Annotated in this window: 17 protein-coding genes; 15 read left to right on the forward strand and 2 right to left on the reverse strand. The window is 35.7% G+C overall.

All coding sequences use genetic code 11. The features are described 5' to 3' along the window. The first annotated feature begins 130 nt into the window (after positions 1-130). Positions 131-1,528 (forward strand): LLM class flavin-dependent oxidoreductase, encoded by a 1,398-nt coding sequence (locus C406_RS0112270; RefSeq protein WP_017380931.1) that lies wholly within the window; start codon positions 131-133, stop codon positions 1,526-1,528. 1,191 nt (positions 1,529-2,719) lie between these two features. Here the strand turns inward: C406_RS0112270 and C406_RS0112275 are convergent. Then, positions 2,720-4,222: a sensor domain-containing diguanylate cyclase gene (locus tag C406_RS0112275; RefSeq protein WP_017380932.1), complete on the reverse strand. Its 1,503-nt coding sequence runs from the start codon at positions 4,220-4,222 to the stop codon at positions 2,720-2,722. A 1,475-nt stretch (positions 4,223-5,697) separates the two neighbouring features. Here C406_RS0112275 and C406_RS0112285 point away from each other — a divergent pair. From C406_RS0112285 to C406_RS0112345, 12 genes are all read left to right on the forward strand, one after another. Further along, positions 5,698-5,886 (forward strand): hypothetical protein, encoded by a 189-nt coding sequence (locus tag C406_RS0112285; RefSeq protein WP_017380934.1) that lies wholly within the window; start codon positions 5,698-5,700, stop codon positions 5,884-5,886. A gap of 194 nt (positions 5,887-6,080) precedes the next feature. Beyond that, on the forward strand, positions 6,081-6,308 hold the full coding sequence (locus C406_RS0112290) for a hypothetical protein (RefSeq protein WP_017380935.1): 228 nt from the start codon (positions 6,081-6,083) through the stop codon (positions 6,306-6,308). Then, a complete protein-coding gene (locus C406_RS19925) occupies positions 6,305-6,661 on the forward strand; it encodes a YolD-like family protein (RefSeq protein ID WP_017380936.1) in 357 nt (118 codons plus the stop codon). The genes C406_RS0112290 and C406_RS19925 overlap by 4 nt, the downstream gene beginning before the upstream one ends. A gap of 552 nt (positions 6,662-7,213) precedes the next feature. Continuing rightward, positions 7,214-7,399: a hypothetical protein gene (locus tag C406_RS0112305; RefSeq protein ID WP_017380938.1), complete on the forward strand. Its 186-nt coding sequence runs from the start codon at positions 7,214-7,216 to the stop codon at positions 7,397-7,399. A 22-nt stretch (positions 7,400-7,421) separates the two neighbouring features. Then, positions 7,422-7,724 carry a DUF4212 domain-containing protein gene (locus C406_RS0112310; protein WP_017380939.1) on the forward strand — a complete coding sequence of 101 codons (303 nt, stop codon included), beginning with the start codon at positions 7,422-7,424 and terminating at the stop codon, positions 7,722-7,724. Between the two features lie 45 nt (positions 7,725-7,769). After that, complete coding sequence (locus C406_RS0112315; RefSeq protein ID WP_017380940.1) at positions 7,770-9,446, forward strand: sodium:solute symporter family protein; 1,677 nt, start codon at positions 7,770-7,772, stop codon at positions 9,444-9,446. Then, the gene (locus C406_RS0112320) at positions 9,418-11,322 is read left to right on the forward strand and encodes a DUF294 nucleotidyltransferase-like domain-containing protein (protein WP_017380941.1); all 1,905 of its coding nucleotides are present in this window, start codon (positions 9,418-9,420) and stop codon (positions 11,320-11,322) included. Before C406_RS0112315 ends, C406_RS0112320 begins: the two co-directional genes overlap by 29 nt. A gap of 30 nt (positions 11,323-11,352) precedes the next feature. Then, on the forward strand, positions 11,353-12,000 hold the full coding sequence (locus C406_RS0112325) for a 3'-5' exonuclease (RefSeq protein ID WP_017380942.1): 648 nt from the start codon (positions 11,353-11,355) through the stop codon (positions 11,998-12,000). 373 nt (positions 12,001-12,373) lie between these two features. Further along, entirely contained in the window at positions 12,374-13,030 is a 657-nt protein-coding gene (locus C406_RS0112330) for a Type 1 glutamine amidotransferase-like domain-containing protein (protein ID WP_026045691.1), read from the forward strand. A gap of 341 nt (positions 13,031-13,371) precedes the next feature. Further along, positions 13,372-14,100, forward strand: a complete 729-nt coding sequence (locus C406_RS0112335; RefSeq protein WP_017380944.1) for an alpha/beta fold hydrolase — start codon at positions 13,372-13,374, stop codon at positions 14,098-14,100. A 51-nt stretch (positions 14,101-14,151) separates the two neighbouring features. Further along, positions 14,152-14,892 (forward strand): class I SAM-dependent methyltransferase, encoded by a 741-nt coding sequence (locus C406_RS0112340; protein WP_026045692.1) that lies wholly within the window; start codon positions 14,152-14,154, stop codon positions 14,890-14,892. Positions 14,893-15,171: 279 nt separating this feature from the next. Beyond that, positions 15,172-15,606, forward strand: a complete 435-nt coding sequence (locus tag C406_RS0112345; RefSeq protein ID WP_017380946.1) for a hypothetical protein — start codon at positions 15,172-15,174, stop codon at positions 15,604-15,606. Between the two features lie 420 nt (positions 15,607-16,026). On the opposite strand, the gene C406_RS0112350 is transcribed toward C406_RS0112345, so the two are convergent. Next, complete coding sequence (locus tag C406_RS0112350) at positions 16,027-17,121, reverse strand: HRDC domain-containing protein (RefSeq protein ID WP_017380947.1); 1,095 nt, start codon at positions 17,119-17,121, stop codon at positions 16,027-16,029. A gap of 625 nt (positions 17,122-17,746) precedes the next feature. Here C406_RS0112350 and C406_RS0112355 point away from each other — a divergent pair. Beyond that, on the forward strand, positions 17,747-18,148 hold the full coding sequence (locus tag C406_RS0112355; RefSeq protein WP_017380948.1) for a (deoxy)nucleoside triphosphate pyrophosphohydrolase: 402 nt from the start codon (positions 17,747-17,749) through the stop codon (positions 18,146-18,148). A gap of 17 nt (positions 18,149-18,165) precedes the next feature. After that, the gene (locus tag C406_RS0112360; protein ID WP_017380949.1) at positions 18,166-21,063 is read left to right on the forward strand and encodes a DUF3427 domain-containing protein; all 2,898 of its coding nucleotides are present in this window, start codon (positions 18,166-18,168) and stop codon (positions 21,061-21,063) included. Positions 21,064-21,071 lie beyond the last annotated feature (8 nt).

Consider the following 21,071-nt stretch of genomic DNA (forward strand, 5'->3'; position numbering starts at 1 on the left):
AGTAAACCTTGTTAGCCTGACATCGGCGTTAGAAGGGGAAAAGGAGAACTTTCCCCCTTTCTGGCCCTATGAAGGGGACCTGCAGCCTGACCTGTGGAACTAACAGAAACTATTGGAATGGGGTTAAGCAATGACTAAACAAATTATAATAAATGCATTTGATATGGCTAGTGCTATGCACAATTCTCATGGATTGTGGAAGCATAAGGATAGCAAGAGACAACGCAACTATAAAGATCTGGATTATTGGATTAAAATGGCCAAACTTTTGGAGCGAGGAAAGATCGATGCCATCTTCTTTGCTGATGTACTTGGCGTCTATGATACATTCAAACAAAGTAAGGAACCATCTATCCGTGATGGTCTACAAGTACCTTTACTAGACGCGGCATTAATTATTCCTGTAATGGCAAGTGTGACGGAAAACCTTTCTTTTGCCTTTACCGTCAGCACAACATACGAACAGCCTTTCGGAACTGCAAGACGTTTTTCCACTCTAGACCATTTAACGAAAGGACGAGTGGCTTGGAATGTAGTCACTTCCTATTTACCGAATGCAGCGAAGAATTTTGGCCTTCATGAGATGATTAAGCATGATGAACGCTATGATATTGCTGAAGAATTTCTCGAAGTCTCGTATAAGCTTTGGGAATCTAGCTGGGATGATGGAGCGGTTATCGACGATGCCGAGAATAATATTTTAATAGACTCTTCAAAGGTACATGAAATCAATCACTCTGGTAAATATTTCAGTGTTGAAGGTCCTCATTTAACTGAGCCGTCCTTACAGCGTACACCTGTCATTTACCAAGCAGGAACTTCTGAAAAAGGAAGAGCTTTAGCTGCGAAGCATGCGGAATGTGTTTTTGTGGGTGGACCGACGCCTGAAAAAATCAAGTACTATACAGAGGATATTAAAAGTCGGGCCGAACAATTTGGTCGAAATCCAGACCATATTAAGATTTTTTCATTCTTAACTGTCATAGTGGCAGAAACAACAGAATTAGCGGAGTTGAAATTCCAAGAGTTCAACAGTCTGTGGAGTCCTGATGCTGCCATGGCTCAATTTGGCGGAGCAAGTGGATACGACTTAGCTGAGTTTGATGAAGTAGACCAGGAGCAGCCTTTTGAATTTAAGCCTACAGAACATGGCCACTATAAAGCAGCTTCATTAACTACAGATTACAAGAAAAAATTGTCTATTAAAGAAGCAATACAGCGACTTGAGAAATTAGACAGAGAAACAATTATTGTGGGCAATCCAAGCGAAGTAGCAGATGCCATTCAATATCAATTTGAAGCATCAGGAGTGGATGGATTTAATCTTAACCACTTGGTGACGCCGGCGAGTTTGGAAGACTTTATTGATTTAGTCGTTCCAGTTTTACAAGAAAGAGGACTTTACAAAACGGAGTATAAAGAAGGAACATTAAGAGAAAAATTGTTTGACCATGAAAGTAGCCTATTGCCAGAGAGTCATCCTGGCAGCAAATATAGAAAACCTAAACCAATTAGTGTGTGGGCTTAGATCACAATGATCTTTAAAAACAATTGAGGCGCATCCTTGGAGTGGAGATATTCACTTCAAGGGTGCTTTTAACACTAGAAATCCTTAGCGAAAGGACTTTCATTCTGTATCGACTATGGTTTCCGGTTCGCTATGGACCGCACACTAGCAGCACCATAACCTATAGAGTAAAAAGAATTGCGATGTGACGTTGTCACATCGCAATTCTTCTTTTTCAAAGGCAATCTTGCGGCAGGTGTGCGTCCGTCGCTCGCCTACAACCATTACGTGCACAGTTCTTTGATTTTGGTTTACTAGAGAATAGGCACTTACTACATAGAAAACATGCGGCCGAAGATGCAATTTCGGCAGCTTCTTACTTTTTTTATAGTATTGTATTCCTCCAAAATTGAAAAGAAAGATTGCGTCACTAAGCTTTCAAACAGGAGCGTAGCGGAAAAAGAGCCATTCAGCTCAACTTCGAATCAAGTTGGAAACCTCTGAATGGTAGCCATTTCGCTAAGCTACATGGCCATTTTTGTTGGTGACGGTTTCTTCATAAAAGTCTCAATTTATTACTAGGTGTTTCAGCAAGTTAACTAGGCTGTGAGATGAGTTTGGCCGATAAATCCTGAGAGTGGCCGATAAAACTCCAGAAGTGGCCGATAAATCTTCCAAAGTGACCGATAAACACCCCAAAATGGCCGATAAATATTTCGTAATCAAAGAATGGCTGAAACAGTGTCTCAATAAAACAAGTTGACTTCAAATTGAGATGAACCTCAGGCTATTTCTTCTTTCAAACAGGAGAGGAGCGGAAAAAAAGCCATTCAGCTCACTTCAAATCAAGTTGGAAAGCCCTGAATGGTAGCCATTTCGCTAGGCTACATGGCCATTTTCTGTTGGTGAGGTTTGTTGAAAAAGTTTTCAATTTATCAAGATGCGTGTCATCAAGTTACCTAGTATGTGAGACGAGTTTGACTGATAAATCTCTGTAATAATGATCGATAATTTAATTTTACTAAGTATCACCCCCTTCGAACGGTCTCGTTAACCAAGTAAACTTTATCAATGAGACCGTTATAACGGGAAAAACCAGTAACCTCAAGGGCTACTGGTTTTTTTATGGACTACGTTCTGAATAGCGTAACGCTGAAATTTAGTTAATAGGTGAAAAATGTATTTGTGCCAGGCACATTAATATGAAAAGTATCATGACAAATTTTCTGAGTTGTTTTCATAGAAGGTAAATTGATTTTTACCTTTTTTCTTTGATATATACATAGCTGTGTCTGCATGATTAAGCAATTCATAAAATTTATGACCATCTTTTGGTAGCTGACTTATTCCCAAACTTGAAGTAATGTGCACTAAATTTCCTTGTATTTCGTAAGGTTCGCTAATCGCTTCAGTAATTAATCGGGCAAATGAGCCAAGTTCTTCTTGTTGTTGATGTTGCACCAAAATAATGAATTCATCCCCACCTATACGAGCTACCATGCCTGGAGTATCTTGCATTAAGGTTGTTAAACGGAACGCGACTGCTTGAAGAAGAGAATCTCCCGCTGCATGCCCATATACATCGTTTATTGCTTTGAAACCATCCAAATCAAGGAATAGAGTCCCTAGTCGCTCTGAAGATTGAGCAAATGATTCAAAATCTCGCTGCAAGCGGAAACGGTTAGGAAGACCTGTTAAAAAATCGAGATAGGCGAGCCGTTTAATTTCTTCATGGGATTCTTCAAGGGATTGCATCATGTCGTTGACCGTATGTTCCAAGACATAAATTTCGTCTTTGTTTTTTCGGCTGTACCCAAGACGAGTTGACCCATCTTTTGATTCTTGAATATCACGTAGTTGTCCCGACAAGGTTGTAACGCGTGAAACAATAAGTCGGTCAAGCAAGATATAAATTAATAAAACGATCATCAAAATCATCACGATGAATGTAATGAATAAGTTATTTATACTATCTAGTTTTTGAATGAAGTAGTCCCGATTCTGCAACATGGAAACTTCAATGTACTTTCCATCGGTTATCTCTTCTATATAAAGCGTTCCTAGAAGTTGTTTATTACTAATGATCTGAATGTCCTTAAGCTGTGCTGACTGTTTCGTGACTTGGGTGAAGCTCTCTAGCTGTAAGGATAAATTCATTTCTAACGTTTCAATAAATGATTGATCAATAAAACGAATCATAACCATTTTTCCGTTCGATTGCCCCTTACCATTACTTGGGTAAACCTTTTCAATATCGATCAAAGCGAGTCCTTTTGGTGTGCTTGCTAGAAAAGGGAGTTCTTGAGGTTTGGTGTTATCGATTAAGGTTTGCATCGTTTGTTTCATAGAAGAATCGATGGGTTCAATCCCTGAGCTGTTTATATATTCATTATTCATATCGTAAAATAGCATATACGTAATTTCTAGATTATCAAATGTCGCATCCATTAAATTTCGTTCGACATAGTTTCTACCATTGCCTTCAATAAACTCAAAGGTATCGTCCCAGATTGCCCAATCCAAGGAGATCCTGTTCAAATCTTCTTTTTCGGATTCAAAATAATTATGTACCATGTCCAGGTTTAGTTCTAATCGCTCACGGTCCAAGTGATCTCCATCACGAATTAATAGTGGACGGGTGACTAACATTAGAAAAGCTAGAAAGAGAACCATGGATATACCAATAATGAACAATGTCTGTACTTTCAATTTCATGTGGATTCACTCCAGTATAATATTACCTTAATAATAGTATACTGCTAATCATGGTATTAAAATAGAGAACTAACCAAGTTATTATAATTTTATAATTACTTCTAAATGCCTCCATAAAAGGGTTTTGAAACCATGTTTCAATTATGTAGTCGAAATCTGGAAATCTATTATTTAGGTGGATTTTTACATAGTGAAATAATAATTTAACGTTAATTTCATTTGAAATAATTTAATTGAAATTCAATAATGGCTTCTTTGTTGACCATGATTGGATTAAATCCGCTTTGAGGATATTAGAGAAAAATAAAGAGGTAGTTATAATAAGAAGAAAGTGTGAATAGTGCAAAGTAAAAAGATGGTGAAGTATAACTTGTATTGAGGAAAGCTACCGAATATTATTATCATCCGCATAATAAATGTATAAATACTTATAAGACTAAATGAGAAAAAGATGCGATGATAAGAACCCTTCTTTAATGAATGTTTCAGCAAGTTAACTAGGCTGTGAGATGAGTTTGGCCGATAAATCCTGAGAGTGGCCGATAATACTCCAGAAGTGGCCGATAAACACCCGAAAATGGCCGATAAATTTTTAGCAATCGAAGAATGGCTGAAATAATGTCTCAATAAAACAAGTTGACTTCAAATTGAAATGAACATCAGATGATTTCTTCTTTTAAACAGGAGCGTAGCGAAAACAGATCCGTTCAGCTGCACTTGTCGAATCAAACTGGAAACTCCTGAATGGTAGCCATTTCGCTAAGCTACATGTCCATTTCTGTTGGTGAGGGTTTCTTCATAAAATATTAGTAGTTGTTTCAGCAAGTTAACTAGGCTGTGAGATGAGTTTGGCCGATAAATCCTGAGATTGGCCGATAAAACTCCAGAAGTGGCCGATAAATCTCCAAAGTGGCCGATAAACACCACAAAATGGCCGATAAATTTTTAGCAATCGAAAAATGGCTGAAATAGTGTCTCAATAAAACAAGTTGAGATGAACCTCAGATGATTTCTTCTTTCAAACAGGAGCGTAGCGAAAACAGATCCATTCAGCACCATTTCGAACCTTCTTGTTAACCAAGTTAACTATCCAATTAGGCCATTTGAGAAGGTCATGAGAAAAATAATTATATAAAATTATAAATATTACTGGATTATTTAGAATTTTTAGATAAAATAAGAAAAAGGAGGAAATTAGTTCGAGTTCTATTATGGGTTTAACAGTAATCATACTTTTTTTGATAGTAGTTGCAGTGATTATTGGTATTATCGTAATGATTTTTTCAAAAAGTTCAAAATCCAAGAATGATTCACAAAGAAGAATTCAGGAATTAGAGGAAGAGAACAGAAATCTTAAAAAAAGCAGGAGCAAAGAATAATCCCTCATATGCCGAAGATGTTCACTATGAAAGTGGGAATATCCAAATTAAGAAGCTTATTTTGAGGAAATGCAATAAGGAAGAGGAGGAAATTATATGGATACTCTTATTGGATTATTACCGATCTTACTTTTCATAGTAACAGCAGCGCTAATCATTGGTATTATCGTAGTGGTTTTTTCCAAAAATTCAAAGCCTAAGAATGATTTAGAAAGAAGAATCCAGCAATTAAAAGAAGTGAACAGAAATCTTAAGAGCAGAAACAGTAAACACATGTTTTATTAGCCCAAAATAAACGATAAAGGAAACGGCTCATTTATTATTGGAGCTGTTTTTTTATTTTTCTTTAAATAAGTACATTGAAAGCCCCTCGAAAAAAGATAGATCACCCTCATGACAGCTTCCAAATATACCCTTCAATTATTTCTTGATAAAAGAACAAATGTTCGCATATAATAAAAGGAAAGGAGATAACACGAATGAAAGACACCATTATTAAATATATGAAGCGACAAAACATTGTGGAAATGATTTATCTTGCACAGAATGGGAACATCACAAAACGTCGTGTGAAAGTCGTCAAGGCCTACGAAGACACGTTTCAAGCGTACTGTTTTACAAAGCAGGCAAAGCGAACTTTTTACTTTGATCATGTTCTCGCAGTGGTTCCTGTCATTCGAAAAGAAAGGGAGGACGTCATTTCATGAAAATTAACCGAGGCCTAAAAGTCCAAGGTGACCTTAAAGATCGAGGAAACATCAAATGGACGGCCATGATGCTGCCAGAACATGTGATGGAACTCCGCAAATGGCAAGAGGATCAAGATAAAGTTAAAAAGCCTGTACTCGATGAATTTGATTACGATACCATGCAAGAAGAAATTGAGCGAGCACTCATCAGCCGAATGGAAACACGTCTCACCTCATGGAAGAAAGACAAACTTTGCTATCATCAGGGCATCATCAAAGAAGCAAACAACCACTATCTTCGCTACGAAGACCCAGTCGGCATCCATCAACTACCACTCGAAGAACTCGTCGGTGTGATGATCCTTACGTAACTTTCTTTAGTAAAGATCGAAATTTAACCTTCAACTGCCGGCTTCTAAAAATTCTGTTTCTATTTTTCGTATACCAAACTCAAAACACTGTGTACCTATACGACGAGTAACCGCAAGATGCCTATATGAAAGACGACGTGGAAGTGACAAAGTCACTTTCACGTCGTCTTTTATTTTTGAAAAGCTTTGCAATCCGAAGCGACTTGGAAGTTTATGTCGATAAAGTGTATGGAAAATCCTTTTTTAGTTGGGAATTTGGTCATTTTTCTTTAAATTGATACAAAATGTACATATTTATAATAATCAAAATATTTTTCTGTTACGGGTAGTAATACCCAAGAGGGATCATTACTGTTATAGATTATTCAGAGCTTGAGCGCTTTTACATCGTGGTAGAGTAGATAACTTTTTAAGATAATAGGTTATTTATCCTACTAATCTATGGAAATTTAATGTTGACAGGAAGCGATATTACAGGAATAATAAGGAAAAGTTAGAATTTTCATTATATTCTATTCTTTTTAACTAACACTTAAAGTTCGGAGGGGTAAAATGATTCCGGTATGGGTATTTGCAATTATTACAATCGTTTCTGTGTTTCTGGCATTAAAGCTAAAGAAAAAGTGGTTATTTGCATTACCGCTATTAGCAGTTGGTAGTTTGCTTTTAGTAGAAATAATAAAAGTTCCCTTACCATTATGGGAAACGATTCAATTTATCTTTGATTTAAAAGGCTAGAAATGAAAGGGGAGAACATGCGGTGAAGAGAATTGATAAAAAAGTGGCAGATGCTTATTTTAAAACACGTACGACTTTAATTATGAGCTTTTTGGGGATAGGAGTTATTGTGTCATTTGGTGTTGTATTGTTCGCTGAATCTTTAACTGAAGTTACGTTTATGGGAATCCCAATTCACTATTACATGGGAGCACAAGGTGCAATCGTAACGTTTATCATCTTATTATTTTTAAACGCCATTATTAGTGATCGTATCGATAAAAAATACGGCATTGATGATTCACGAAATGAAACAATTGGTAAAGGTAAACCGATGGATCACTAAAATATTGTAACTGTAGAAAGAGATCGATTAAAGGAGGGAAATACTATGGAAACACAATTTATTGTGTCATTTGCATTCATACTAGCAACATTTGGATTATACGTAGGGATCGCTATTTTCAATAAAGCAAAGGTTGCTTCTGATTTCTATGTTGCCGGTCGAGGCGTTCCAGCGATTTATAACGGGATGGCCATCGGGGCAGACTGGATGAGTGCTGCTTCTTTCATTGGTTTAGCCGGTACCGTTATGATTTTGGGCTATGACGGACTTGGTTACATTATGGGTTGGACAGGCGGTTACTTATTACTAACATTCCTGTTAGCTCCTCAACTGCGAAAATACGGTCGATACACAGTGCCAGAATTTATAGGAGATCGCTATGATAGTAATGTAGCTAGATTAATTGCTGCTGTTGCAACAATTATCATCAGTTTTACATACTCGATTGGTCAAATGTCAGGTTCAGGTATTGTTATTGGTAGATTACTAGAAATTGATTATCGTCTTGGTACGATTATTGGGGCAGTATTAATCGCGATCTATGCTTCTCTAGGTGGGATGAAAGGGATTACATGGACTCAGGTTGCTCAATATGTTGTGTTGATCACTGCCTATTTAATACCCGTAATTTTCATGTCTCTTCAATTAACAAATAACCCACTTCCATGGGTATCTTATGGTGAAGTGTTAGAACAAATGAAAATTCTCGACGCGGATCTCGGAATCTCGGATTACTTAACCCCATTCACCAATGGGACCAAGTGGCAATTCATGGCTCTAATGTTTACTCTTATGGCTGGTACAGCTGGATTGCCTCACGTAATTGTAAGATTCTTTACGGTTGCAACAATGAAAGCTGCTCGATGGAGTGGCGCATGGGCACTTCTATTTATTGGACTTCTTTACCTTTCAGCACCTGCATACGCTGCATTTTCTCGTTTCATCTTGATGACGAAAGTAGCGAATTCTCCAATAAATGCGTTGCCTGAATGGACAAAATCCTGGGTAGATACAGGCAAGCTTCTGGTTGCGGATACAAATGGTGATGGAATTTTACAATGGACAGAATTACAAATCTCAAATGATATCGTAGTTATGGCAACACCAGAAATTGCGAATTTAGGAATCTTTGTTATTGGATTGATGGCGGCTGGAGCAATGGCTGCTGCATTGTCTACTGCTGGTGGACTAATGATGGCCATCTCTTCTTCGTTATCACATGATATTTATTTCCGTTCAATCAATCCACAAGCGACAGATAAAAAACGTTTGTCAGTGGGTCGTTGGTCAATTATTATCGCTTCTCTAGTTGCAGGTGTTGTAGCACTTAACCCACCTGGCGCGATTACACAAATAGTCGCATGGGCATTTGCTTTAGCCGCTTCATCCTTCTTCCCGGCTTTACTACTAGGAGTTTGGTGGAAGCGTTCGAATGCAGCTGGTGTCATTTCGGGTATGCTCGTAGGTTTAACGGTGACACTCACATACATTTTCGCTGCAAAATATGGCGGATTTACGATTTTAGGAATTATTGATACAGGAGCTGGTGTCTTTGGAACAGCTGCAGCATTAATAACAAATATTGTCGTGTCTCTTGCTACTAAGCCACCATCTAAGAAAATCCAAGAAGAAGTACAGGATTTACGTTATCCAGAACAGATGACGTATAGAGATGGAGAGGTGTGGTTGGATAATGGAGAAGACGTTCCGCCAACCAAGTAACGGAAAATCGATTAAAGATTTTGTGAAAAACACGCCGCTTTTTAAAGGACGAAATCAGCTAGAGTTTGATCAGCTGTATGGTCGTTGTGAAGAGCGTCAGTATGATAAAGGTGTGTTGATAGCGAACGCTAGAAAGAAGAGAGAGGGAATACTACTCGTCACTTCAGGTTTAGCGGAAGTATATGCAGCAGGCTATCAACACGAACGGGAAGTGCTCGAATTAGCTGGTCCAGGTGGAATTATTGGATTAGCTAGTTTGAGTAATATGTTGAAAATTCAGCAAAAGCCGCCAAATACAGTAGAAATTCAAGCCTTAGAAACAACGCTTGGGCTGTTTCTTCCTTACGATGTAGTCAAGGAAATGTTGGAAGAACCAGAAATTCAACGTTATTTTTTAGAAAAAGTGGTGTTTAGACTTCAAGATGTCTATCAATCATTTACTGAGCAGCTGCAGCAATCTAGTTGGATGGATAGTCAGAAAAAAGTATTTCAAAGGGTGCAAGACATGATGTCTTCCCCTTTGCTCATGCTGCCACCATCAAGTTCAATGTTAGATGGTATTCAATTTATGTATAAAGAGGGACTCAGTGCTGTCGTTTGTCTAGACTCTTCTTCCTCACAATCGCTGGTCGTATCGATGAGGGAAATCATCTCTGCGATTGCACAAGATAAACCTATGACAACGAAACTTTTAGAGATTGTCGGTAAAGAAAGCATCACAATCAAACGTTCCGCATATTATTATGAAGCGTTAACCATCTTTCAAAAGAATCCAACTTTACGACATGTAATCGTTGTAGATGAAATGGAAGCACCAGTTGGGATGCTGACACTTTCTGATGTACTAAAGCAGCGACATCGCTCCATACAACAAGTGATGGCAAATATCGATCACTTGGACGAGTCATCGGTAGAAGAAGTATCAAAAAAAGTAAAACAAGTGAGTAGTCAACTTTTAGAAGAAAGAGAGAGTATACGATTAATTGTTTCTACAATGACACCGATCTACGATGAAATTGTTAAAAAAAGTATCGAACTCGCTCAACAACGTCTTTTAAAAGAAAATGGTCTCACAACACCTTGTGAATTTGTTTTTTATCAAATGGGAAGCGCAGGCCGTGGGGAACAACTTCTTATGACGGACCAGGATCATTTTTTAGTCTATGAAAAATCAACCAAGGCAATAGACGACTATTTCAAGAAACTTGCAGATGAAATAGTTCGCCTATTAGAAATGGTCGGGTTCAAACGTTGTGATGGAGATATGATGGCTAGCAATAAAATTTGGAGAGGTTCGCTTGCAGACTGGCAACAACGTATCCATCGTTGGACCATTAATACCACTACACAAAATACATTGTACGCTTATAATTTCTTTGCGATGAGGTGGGTGAGCGGGGATCGCTCACTACATCACGACTTTATGAATGCGATTAACGAGGAACTTGAACGGTCGGGAATTCTTTTATTGCAAATGGCTAGAGAACTTAAAGGGACCATGATCCCTTCATTAGATCATCGTATCCTTTCCTTTATTTTACGAGAAGGAAAGGAAATTGATCTAAAGCTACGCGTATTATTCCCATTCCATCACTCCCTTCAGTTGATATGCTTGAAAAATAAAATTGTGGATGGATCTACCTTTGAAAAACTTGAATCGCTGCGTGAATTAAATCGTTTTGATGATAGTACGTTAGAAGAGTTAAAGGAAAGCGCAGATTATGTGTTAATGGTGACCCTTCAACAAAAACTAGCAGTAGGGAATTCTAAAGTACTAATTGACAAGCTAACATCAAGAGAAAAAGCATTACTATCGAGAGCCTTGACCGTGTTGCGCGAGTTTCAGATGACGGTGTTACGAGATATGGGTGTATAGGAGTTGGGTACGTGAAGAGGGGGAGAACGAATGGCAATTTGGTCAAAGAGGGTATTTCAAGATGGCATAAACCGTGAAATTCCCCTTTCAACACCACTTGATGAGTTGAGTTTTCTGGTTGTAGATACGGAGACGACAGGATTTGCAGTTGGCAAGGACGATCGACTAATTGAAGTTGGGGCTGTGCCGATTGTAGGTTTAAAAGTTCTCGAGAATAAAACCTTTCAATCGTATGTGAACCCTAAACGTGAGATTCCTGAAATTATTACCGATTTGACATCGATTAAAAATGAGGATGTAGAGAATGCACCTGACTCACTCCAAGTGATTGAAGATTTATTTGCATTTGCCGAAGAGCATGGTGCTCATAGCATGGTTGGGCATTATCTAACATTTGATATGCAAGTGCTTAAACATGAACTTCGTCGTGCAGATATCAAATTTCAACCACCGCCTTCAGTCGATACGCTTGATTTGCTGTCTTATTTAGTGCCGACCTGGGAATTAAAAGACCTTGAATATTATGCTGTTGTGTTTGAAACACGAATATTTGAACGGCATAGTGCTCTTGGAGACGCGTTAACCACTGCTTATTTGTTTTGTGAGCTATGTGAGCGAGTTAAAGAACGAGGCAAGCACACATGGGGGGACCTTCTAGCTCTTAGTCCTGTTAGATAGAAGGAAACCGTTATGGTCCAAAAATGAATACTTGTTTTCCATAAAGAAAACGACCGAAATTGCTTCTTAACCCGTTCCATTTTGGATCACTTTTTCTGAATAAAACAGCAAAATATAACCCAAATTAGCACCTCATTTCGAGGTGCTTTTATAATTAACGGAAAGTTTTATTTTTAAAAAGTAAAATGGATATTGTTAGTATAATAAATAAAAGAGATTTTTTAAATGAACTAATGCCGCAGGTTAGTTGAAGAGCGTTGTTTAACTTGTGTTCAACAATCGGGCCATATTGAGAGTATTTTGTTGGTGACAAGAAAACAGAATGAGTGACGCAAGGAATAAATATAATTTACACTTTGCTACGGGGGTACTTATGAAAACTCACTATTATTTAGGTTGGTTTAACAATTTATTTCCAGAGAATCTGGGCAGGGTGTTACAGGAGGATATAACTGATAGAAAATCGCTTGCTATGATTAGGTCGAATCCATCTATTTATGAAGATGATGGTGCTATTGAACGCTCGTGGCTTGACCAGGCTGGCATTATATTTGATGAATATCATTTAATAAATTATCGCTTACAGAAGGAAGATGCCCAAACGATAATTCAAAATGCTTCAGTCATTTTCTTGTTGGGTGGGAATACTCTTAAACAAAATGTTTTTTTGATGGAATATGAATTATCGGATTCGATTAAAAAAAGCAGCGCTGTTGTGATGGGAGCAAGCGCTGGTGCAATTAACATGTCAGCTAAATGGTTATGCTCGAAAAACTTTGGATATAAAGTTGAAATGAGCTCTGTTTACGACGGAATCGGTCTTGACAATTTTTCCGTCTTGTCTCATTTTGATCTTGAAAATAACTTTGCACTGGTGCAAAGCGAACTATCTCTCCTATCGGAAGAAATAAATATTTATGCGTCGAACAAAGATTGCGCTGTACGTGTAAAGGGAGACAAAATCGACGTTTTTGGCAATGTTTTTTTAATTTCCCACTCAAAGATTCAAAAATTGGATGAGACGCTCTAGTTGTAGTGAATGGCTATTTCTTAATTGAATTAATTTCTTTATGCAAGGCCTCTATTTTAAATTTAGTGAAGGAGAACTAGGTAAAATAGGATTGTCCGGAAAGCATAGATGTGCAGAACGGTCTACTGCAATCTGGCGCGAGTGTTGAATATGCCTCTCTTTTTTCTTCTTGAACTAAAGCGGCAGTTCAGTTCAATAAGAACAGATCACTTATTTAAAAAGGAAATTAAGATAAAGAGTCGAATACATATTCTTATCACAGTTATGGAGGCATTCGGTTATGAATGTTAAGTTACTTACAACAAATAAGCAATGTGGGGAAGTGAAGGTTGAGGTGAAAAATGGAGTATAAAAATGTTTGGGTAGACAATAATGGCACCAATATTCACTTTATTGACAGTAATTTTGACGCTAAGCAAGAATTACCCTTAGTAATAATCCCTGGACTATCTGAATCTGCTGAGGATTATTTACCTCTATTGAAGACATTACCTCGACGTTGTATCGCATTAACGCTCCGTGGAAGAGGAAATAGCGATGCTCCCCAGAAGGGCTATACATTGGAAGATCATATAAGCGATATTGAGGTGGTTATTAAACATCTTGGATTAAATCAATTTATACTCATGGGTTTTTCGAGAGGTGTTACCTATTCGATTGGTTATGCTCTTAACAATTCTGATTCAATTAAAGGTTTGATATTGGGGGATTATCCAGCCTATCATTCGCAACTTCCTTCTGAGTGGGTTGAATTTTTTTCCTCTTTACCGCCTTGGCGTGGAAAATCATTGTCTGAAAGAATGAAACCACATGTGTTAAATGAACTACAAACAGATTCTAAGCAGGTTTTGTTTTGGGATAAATTAAGTTCTATACAGTGTCCTGTTCTTGTTATCCGTGGAGGTAAACAAGGGGCGGCATTATCAATAGATGATGGAAAAAAATATTTGGAGAAAATCCCAAATGTAAATTTAGTTGTATTTGAAGAATCGGACCATAATATTTTCGAACCTAACTTTGAAAAATTTATTAATACAGTCGAGTTATTCTTTAAAACAATAAAATCCTAACATATATCTTATTCAACTGTAGAACTAATAGCATGGGAGGATTATGTTATGTTGAATGAATATTATGGAGAACTTTGCACACAGATATACGAAAAAGATAAATCTATTGCAGATGGAAAAGAACTTGAGTTTTTTCTATCTTTTGTCAAAGACAAAAAGATAAAAGTGTTAGAACCTATGTGTGGAAACGGTAGAATGCTGATTCCTTTTATGGAAAAAGGAATCGATATTGAGGGATTTGATATTTCAGAAGAAATGTTGCGAGTATGTAAATTAAAAGGTCAGAAATTAAACCTTAAACCAAATGTTTCTTATGGCAGAATAGAAGAATTTAAAGGCGATAAAAATTATGATTTAATAATGATACCGTTTGGTTCTTTTTCACTTTTGCCAGATGAATTAGCGAAAGAAAGTCTTGCTAACATGAAAACTATTTTAAAAGAAGATGGGAAATTACTTTTAACTGTTATGACAAACACAGGTACAGTTGAAGATATTCCTGATTGGATTCAAACGAATAGACATTACCTTGATAACAACGAGATTGTTGAATATAAGAAAATAAATTATGACCAAGCTAGTAAGACGTTAAATACAAAATTGAAATATCAATTAGTTAAAGATGGGCAAATAGAGAAATCAGAAATAATGGATTTCCCTATTCGCCTTTATGAATCTGGCGAATTTGAAAATATTCTAAAAACTAATGGCTTTGATGAAATTATTCTCCATGAAGTTATTAACGGATACGGAGAAGGCAGTTCATTTCATGTATTTGAGTGTGTAATATAGACTTAAAAAATTTTAATTTTTATCAAGGGTAACGGCGGGAATAGTATTCCAACCTGTTAGATGATGACGATGGACGATTCCTTTGCGCAATGAAGCGGGAGAAATCACCAACCGGCATATTTGTACGAGTTTAATCGTATCTTGATAAGAGTGCATACCGGAGGGTCTTCGCTTTCGTATAAATATGTAATTATATAGTGGGAATTTTCCCTCAAATTAGTATTTAATGATAAATTTTCGGTATAATGAATATACCATATAATGAGAGGGTTGATTTACATGTCTATTGCTAGTGAATCGTCTAAGGTGAATTTAGCCTTTTTAAAAAATGATTTAGGTTTAAATCAAGTTAGAAACACAACGCTTTTTCAAAAAGATGAATTCTTCATTATTTCACCATCCGTTCAAAATAAGAAGAATTGGTTTGATGTGAGTGAATCAGTGATGGAAAACTTTGATCCGGAGAATCAAGAAGGTTATTTACTGATACGATTCCAAGATAAGTTTCTCATGGCTAAATTACAAGCATTTCAAAAGCAAATGATGATTAATGGTTCTCAGGCAAGTAGTAAATCAAAATCGCCTCATTGGAAATTCAAAGTGATCGAAGCAACGAGTCCGTATATTGTAAATATGGGAGATATCAATCTTAACTACCCAATACAGATGCCTAGTGAAAATCAATTAAAGAGCTTTTTTAATAAAGAAAGCTAAATGTTTGTTGAGTTAATGTATTCACCAGTCCATCCACAATTTAAACAAGGGACAGCTTCGTTAAGTTTCAGTTGCACTTAGGACTTTAAATAGGTTAGCCATTGCCTGTTTATAAGTACGAAAAAATAAGATACCTGTGCGGTTTTGCGCACAGGTATCTTATTACTACTAGTTTTTAAACAGGGCATCCAGATACTATTTTTTGTCCAGGGTACAACTTCACTTAAAGCAGTTTACTTTTATTCATCCATTTTAAACTGCATTTTTTGGTTACTAAAGAATCGTCACCTTGTATTCTATAAAGGGAACGACCGAAGCTACAATTTCGGTCGTTTTTTTCTTTCTTTCACAAGTAATCCTAAGTTGATACCGGAGATAGCTTGATATCTTATCTCAACTTGAACTTATAAGACTCTAATACTAGAGGTTAATAATATTTAAAAGTTCATCTCCAAAATCGTCTACTTTCTGATTGCCAATTCCTTTTATCTTGATTAATTCTGCCTTGTTAGCAGGTCTATGTAATAAGAGTTCATTTAAAGTGGCATCACTAAATATGTGAAATGCTTTATATCCTTTTTCTTTCGCAATTTTTTTTCTGAACTCTCTCAGCTTTTGTTCAATAAGTTCAATACTAGCGAGAGTTCTTTTAATAGGTGTATTAGCATTAGCATTGGCATTGGCATTGGCACTGGTTCTGGAATTGGCACTGGCATAGGTATTGGCATTGGTGTTGGTGTTGGTGTTGATATTAGAATTAATCTCGGTTTTAACCAAATATCGCTGTTTACTAAAGGGTTTGCGAGTTTGGTGACTTAGAATAAAATGTGCCGTTTTGAATAAATAAGCAGGTAATACATTTCGGTCTGGTAATTTCCTTTGTTCTTTTTCCAATAAAGACACAAGACCATCAATTTTGCAGATCATTGATTTCACTTCTTCAGGAGCATTAGTCAAATCAATTTCGTTTCGTTCATTCGCAAATGTCACACCACTAATAATTTCGGTCTTATTAATCAAATTATGTTCTCTCAAGAACTTATTTAATATATCTCGTTGCCTTTTTGCTTGTCTTAAGGGGCTATAAACACCTTCTCTAAAGACCGTACGGGTACCCTTTTTTACAACACGTGTAAAATCTCCACTATCAGAAACGATAATGTTTCCAATAAACTTCTTAACTTCTAAAACAAATATAAACTGATGTGTAAGTATAATAAAATCATATTGTGCATGATAGTCATCAACACTTATTTCAACATCATGGAGAATGATCATTGGTATAAATGAATGTTTTAGCTCATACATGACATTCTTTTCTCCTGATAAACCAATCCGAGCAAGTTTTAAATGCTCATCTATAAGTCTACTATCTAAACTTTGATCAGATAAGCTTTTAAGTAATTCTAATTCTTTTATTAGTGTTGATTCTTCAGTACGATTCTGTAACGTAACAGGATTCTTGAGGTCCTCGGTATCCATTATTTTGTTCACTATTTTTCTGATAAAAGACATGTATTACCTCCGAATTGGATTGTCGTAAATAATTTAATAAGATAATTATAGCCTAATAACTCGGATATACTAGATAATAATGGATTTTGTGTAAGTATTTTATATAAATAGTATAAAGAAATAAGATACCTGTTCACAATAAGTGCACAGGTATCTTATTACTACTAGTTTATAAACAGGCAGTCCAGGTACTATTTTTTGTCCATCGCGCCAATTTCACTTGATGCAGTTTAATTTTATGCATCCATTTTAAACTGCATTTTTTGGTTACTAAAGATCTTCACCTTGTATTCTGTAAAGGGAACGACCGAAGATGCAATTTCGGTCGTTTTTTTCTTTCTTTCGCAATAGGTTTGATAATTCTCTCCAACTATAGGTAAGTCTTAAATCATGGTGATCATATCGCTTTTAATATTCTGATATATAGTGGGAATTTTCTCGCAAATAGAGATCTTATGAACGAGATCAGTTATACTAAATCTACCAGAATATGAGAGCGGAATGATTTGCATGCTAGTGAATCAATAAAGGTAAAATCATAAATTTTATATTTTTAGACCAGAGGCCAAGTGAAAAGAAAATTAACTGAAGAAGTTTTAATATATGCGTATAAGGAGCTCAATAAATGAAGAAACACTTAAATGTTGTAGCAGCAGTAATACATAATGAACAAAATGAAATACTATGTGCGCTTCGTTCCCCAGTAATGGCACTTCCGAACTTATGGGAATTTCCGGGTGGGAAAATTGAAGAAGGAGAAAGTCATGAAACAGCTTTAATTAGAGAGATCCAAGAAGAACTTAATATCGAGATAGAAGTTGGTGAAAATGTAGAAGATACTTACTTCGAATATGAGAATTTTACCATTCAGCTTACTTCTTATTTTGCTTCTATTAATTCTGGTGAAATGAAAGCAACTGAGCATGCAGAATTGAGATGGGTAACTATCGATAAACTAAAAGATCTAGAGTGGGCTCCTGCGGATATTCCTGCAGTCCTAACTATTAAGAACTTACAAAATATATAGAGTGAAGCGGGTGTAAAATGGGGGATTTTCTTCGTAATTTAGAAGATTCATTACATAAAGGATTTATTAATAAAGAATTAAATACACCAGGTTCTTATAAACCACAATTGTTAGTAAATAATACTGCAGAAAATGAAACGGTATTATCAACTTTATTAGATGAACTAGAACATTGTGAAACATTTTTATTTTCAGTTGCTTTTGTGACTGAAAGTGGTCTTGCTACGTTAAAAGCTCATTTTCATGATTTGAAATTAAAAGGTATCAAAGGACGCATATTAACATCTACCTTCTTGCAATTTAACCAGCCAAAAGTTTTTAAAGAGCTTTTGAAAATTGAGAATGTAAAAGTTCGGCTAACAGATATTAAAGGTTTTCATTCAAAAGGTTATATCTTCCAACACTCAACACATTACTCTTTAATTGTAGGGAGTTCGAATCTAACTTCCCATGCCCTAAAAGTAAATTATGAGTGGAATGTAAAACTAACTACTCATGAAAATGGAGAAATTATTCACCATTTTAAGAATCAATTTGAAGATGTCTGGGGGAAATCCCATGAGTTATCACTTGAATGGATAACTGAATACGAAAAAATATATGTTGAAACTGCTGAAAAGAAAAAGATGGAGAAAGTGATAGAGGGTTTTAGTGAGTATCAAACTAATAACATTGAAAAAGCACTTCAGATAATACCAAATAAGATGCAAGTTGAAGCACTACAAAATATTGAGATTCTTCGAAATGAAAAGGATAAGGGATTAATTATTTCGGCAACTGGTACAGGGAAGACTTATTTATCTGCATTTGACGTTAGAAGATATGCTCCGAAAAAGATGCTATTTATTGTGCACAGAGAACAGATTTTACAAAAAGCAAAATCTGATTTCAAAACAATACTTGGTGGCTACGACGACGAATATGGAATTTTGTCGGGTACTATAAGAGAAAATAGTGCTAAATATTTATTTGCAACAATCCAATCGTTATCAAAAGATAATACTTTATCTCAGTTTGATCCAGAAGAATTCGATTACATACTGATTGACGAAGTCCATAAAGCAGGTGCAGCTTCCTATCGCAAAGTAATAAATCACTTTAAGCCGAAATTTTTGATGGGAATGACAGCAACTCCTGAAAGAACAGACTCATTCAATATCTATGAGCTGTTTGATTTTAATATTGCTTACGAAATAAGACTTCAAAAAGCTTTGGAGGAAGACATGCTATGTCCCTTTCATTACTTTGGTGTGACAGATCTAGAAATAGACGGAGTTTTAATTGATGATACTGCGCAATTTTCGAGATTGGTAACTGATGAAAGAGTAGCTCACATTATCGAAAAAATTGAATACTACGGATATTCTGGAAGCAAGGTTCGAGGATTGATGTTCTGTAGTAGAAAAGAAGAGGCAAAAGAACTGTCTAAACGATTAAATGAAAAAGGGTATAGAACCGTAGCTTTAACAGGAGACAATACTCAGGAAGAACGTATCAAAAGAGTAGAGCAACTTGAAGCAGGTGAACTTGATTATATTCTTACAGTAGATATTTTTAATGAAGGAATTGATATTCCTAGTGTTAATCAAGTAGTAATGCTAAGACAAACTCAATCGAGTATTATATTTATTCAACAGCTTGGTCGTGGTTTGCGGAAACATAATTCTAAGGATTTTGTAGCTATTATCGACTTTATCGGGAACTATAAAAATAATTATCTCATTCCAGTAGCTCTATCAGGTGATCAATCGCAAAACAAAGATAATATTCGAAGAAAACTAAATGACACTAGCTATATAAAAGGTGTTTCTACAGTGATTTTCGAAGGGATTGCAAGAGAGCAAATATATAAATCTATTAATAATACTAACCTTACAAATCTTGTTTTACTTAAAGAGGCATTCGAAAATTTGAAAAACAGAATCGGTCGTGTTCCTTATTTGCACGATTTTGTTATTAACAATTCCTTGGATCCTGTCGCAATTATTTCACAACATGATAATTATTTTGCTTTTCTTAAAAGGATTAAACAAGAAGTTCCACAAATTAATAACTATGAAGGTCAAGTCCTTACAATGCTGTCTCAAGAAGTATTAAATGGGAAGCGTAAGCACGAAATATTATTAGTTCAAGCGCTTATTAAAAACGAGAACTTAACAATAGATAATTACGAAAAAATCTTATTACAAAATAAATGTAATAATGATGATGAAACTTTGAAATCTGTTTATCGTGTTTTGGATTTATCATTTTACACTAGCGGGAATACAAAGAAATATGGATCAATTCCATTAATCACTATTGAGAATGACAGTATTATATTTAATAAGGATATTCGAAATAGTTTATTTACCAATAACTTTTTTAAGCAGTTAATGATTGATATTGTTAATAGTGGGTTAGAAAAGAGTCATATTTATGACTGCCAAGAAAAACTTACATTGTTTAAAAAATACTCTAGAAAAGACGCATGTAAACTGTTGAATTGGGATCAAGATGAGTCTTCAACGATGTATGGATATAAAATAAAGCATCAAACATGTCCTATATTTATTACCTATCATAAACATGATGAAGTAGAATCGAGTGTAGCTTACGGTGATGAATTTATTGATCAAAACTTGTTTAAGTGGTACACACGAAGTAATCGTACTCTACATTCACAAGAAGTAAATAAAATTATTAACGCAGAAAAAGACAATATAAAAATTCATTTATTTGTGAAAAAAGATAATGGTGAAGGCAATGATTTTTACTACTTAGGGGAAGTGACGCTGGATCCAAATAGTATAGCTCAGGATACAATGACTGATAAGAATGGAAAAGTCCTGCCAGTTGTAACTATGAATATGCAATTTGAACATCCAGTAGATAATAAGCTTTATCATTATTTGAGATCTGAATCAATAGTTTAATATATTCA

This window comes from Paenisporosarcina sp. TG-14 (genome assembly GCF_000297555.1).
Lineage (GTDB): Bacteria > Bacillota > Bacilli > Bacillales_A > Planococcaceae > Paenisporosarcina > Paenisporosarcina antarctica.

What these genes read in the sequence shown, in the direction of transcription:
- C406_RS0112355 (WP_017380948.1), top strand. Translation starts at nt 17,747, where the DNA reads ATGAAGAAACACTTAAATGTTGTAGCAGCAGTAATACATAATGAACAA.
- C406_RS0112345 (WP_017380946.1), top strand. Translation starts at nt 15,172, where the DNA reads ATGTCTATTGCTAGTGAATCGTCTAAGGTGAATTTAGCCTTTTTAAAA.
- C406_RS0112290 (WP_017380935.1), top strand. Translation starts at nt 6,081, where the DNA reads ATGAAAGACACCATTATTAAATATATGAAGCGACAAAACATTGTGGAA.
- C406_RS0112330 (WP_026045691.1), top strand. Translation starts at nt 12,374, where the DNA reads ATGAAAACTCACTATTATTTAGGTTGGTTTAACAATTTATTTCCAGAG.
- C406_RS0112315 (WP_017380940.1), top strand. Translation starts at nt 7,770, where the DNA reads ATGGAAACACAATTTATTGTGTCATTTGCATTCATACTAGCAACATTT.
- C406_RS0112350 (WP_017380947.1), bottom strand. Translation starts at nt 17,121, where the DNA reads ATGTCTTTTATCAGAAAAATAGTGAACAAAATAATGGATACCGAGGAC.
- C406_RS19925 (WP_017380936.1), top strand. Translation starts at nt 6,305, where the DNA reads ATGAAAATTAACCGAGGCCTAAAAGTCCAAGGTGACCTTAAAGATCGA.
- C406_RS0112275 (WP_017380932.1), bottom strand. Translation starts at nt 4,222, where the DNA reads ATGAAATTGAAAGTACAGACATTGTTCATTATTGGTATATCCATGGTT.
- C406_RS0112335 (WP_017380944.1), top strand. Translation starts at nt 13,372, where the DNA reads ATGGAGTATAAAAATGTTTGGGTAGACAATAATGGCACCAATATTCAC.
- C406_RS0112360 (WP_017380949.1), top strand. Translation starts at nt 18,166, where the DNA reads ATGGGGGATTTTCTTCGTAATTTAGAAGATTCATTACATAAAGGATTT.
- C406_RS0112325 (WP_017380942.1), top strand. Translation starts at nt 11,353, where the DNA reads ATGGCAATTTGGTCAAAGAGGGTATTTCAAGATGGCATAAACCGTGAA.
- C406_RS0112285 (WP_017380934.1), top strand. Translation starts at nt 5,698, where the DNA reads ATGGATACTCTTATTGGATTATTACCGATCTTACTTTTCATAGTAACA.
- C406_RS0112320 (WP_017380941.1), top strand. Translation starts at nt 9,418, where the DNA reads ATGGAGAAGACGTTCCGCCAACCAAGTAACGGAAAATCGATTAAAGAT.
- C406_RS0112270 (WP_017380931.1), top strand. Translation starts at nt 131, where the DNA reads ATGACTAAACAAATTATAATAAATGCATTTGATATGGCTAGTGCTATG.
- C406_RS0112305 (WP_017380938.1), top strand. Translation starts at nt 7,214, where the DNA reads ATGATTCCGGTATGGGTATTTGCAATTATTACAATCGTTTCTGTGTTT.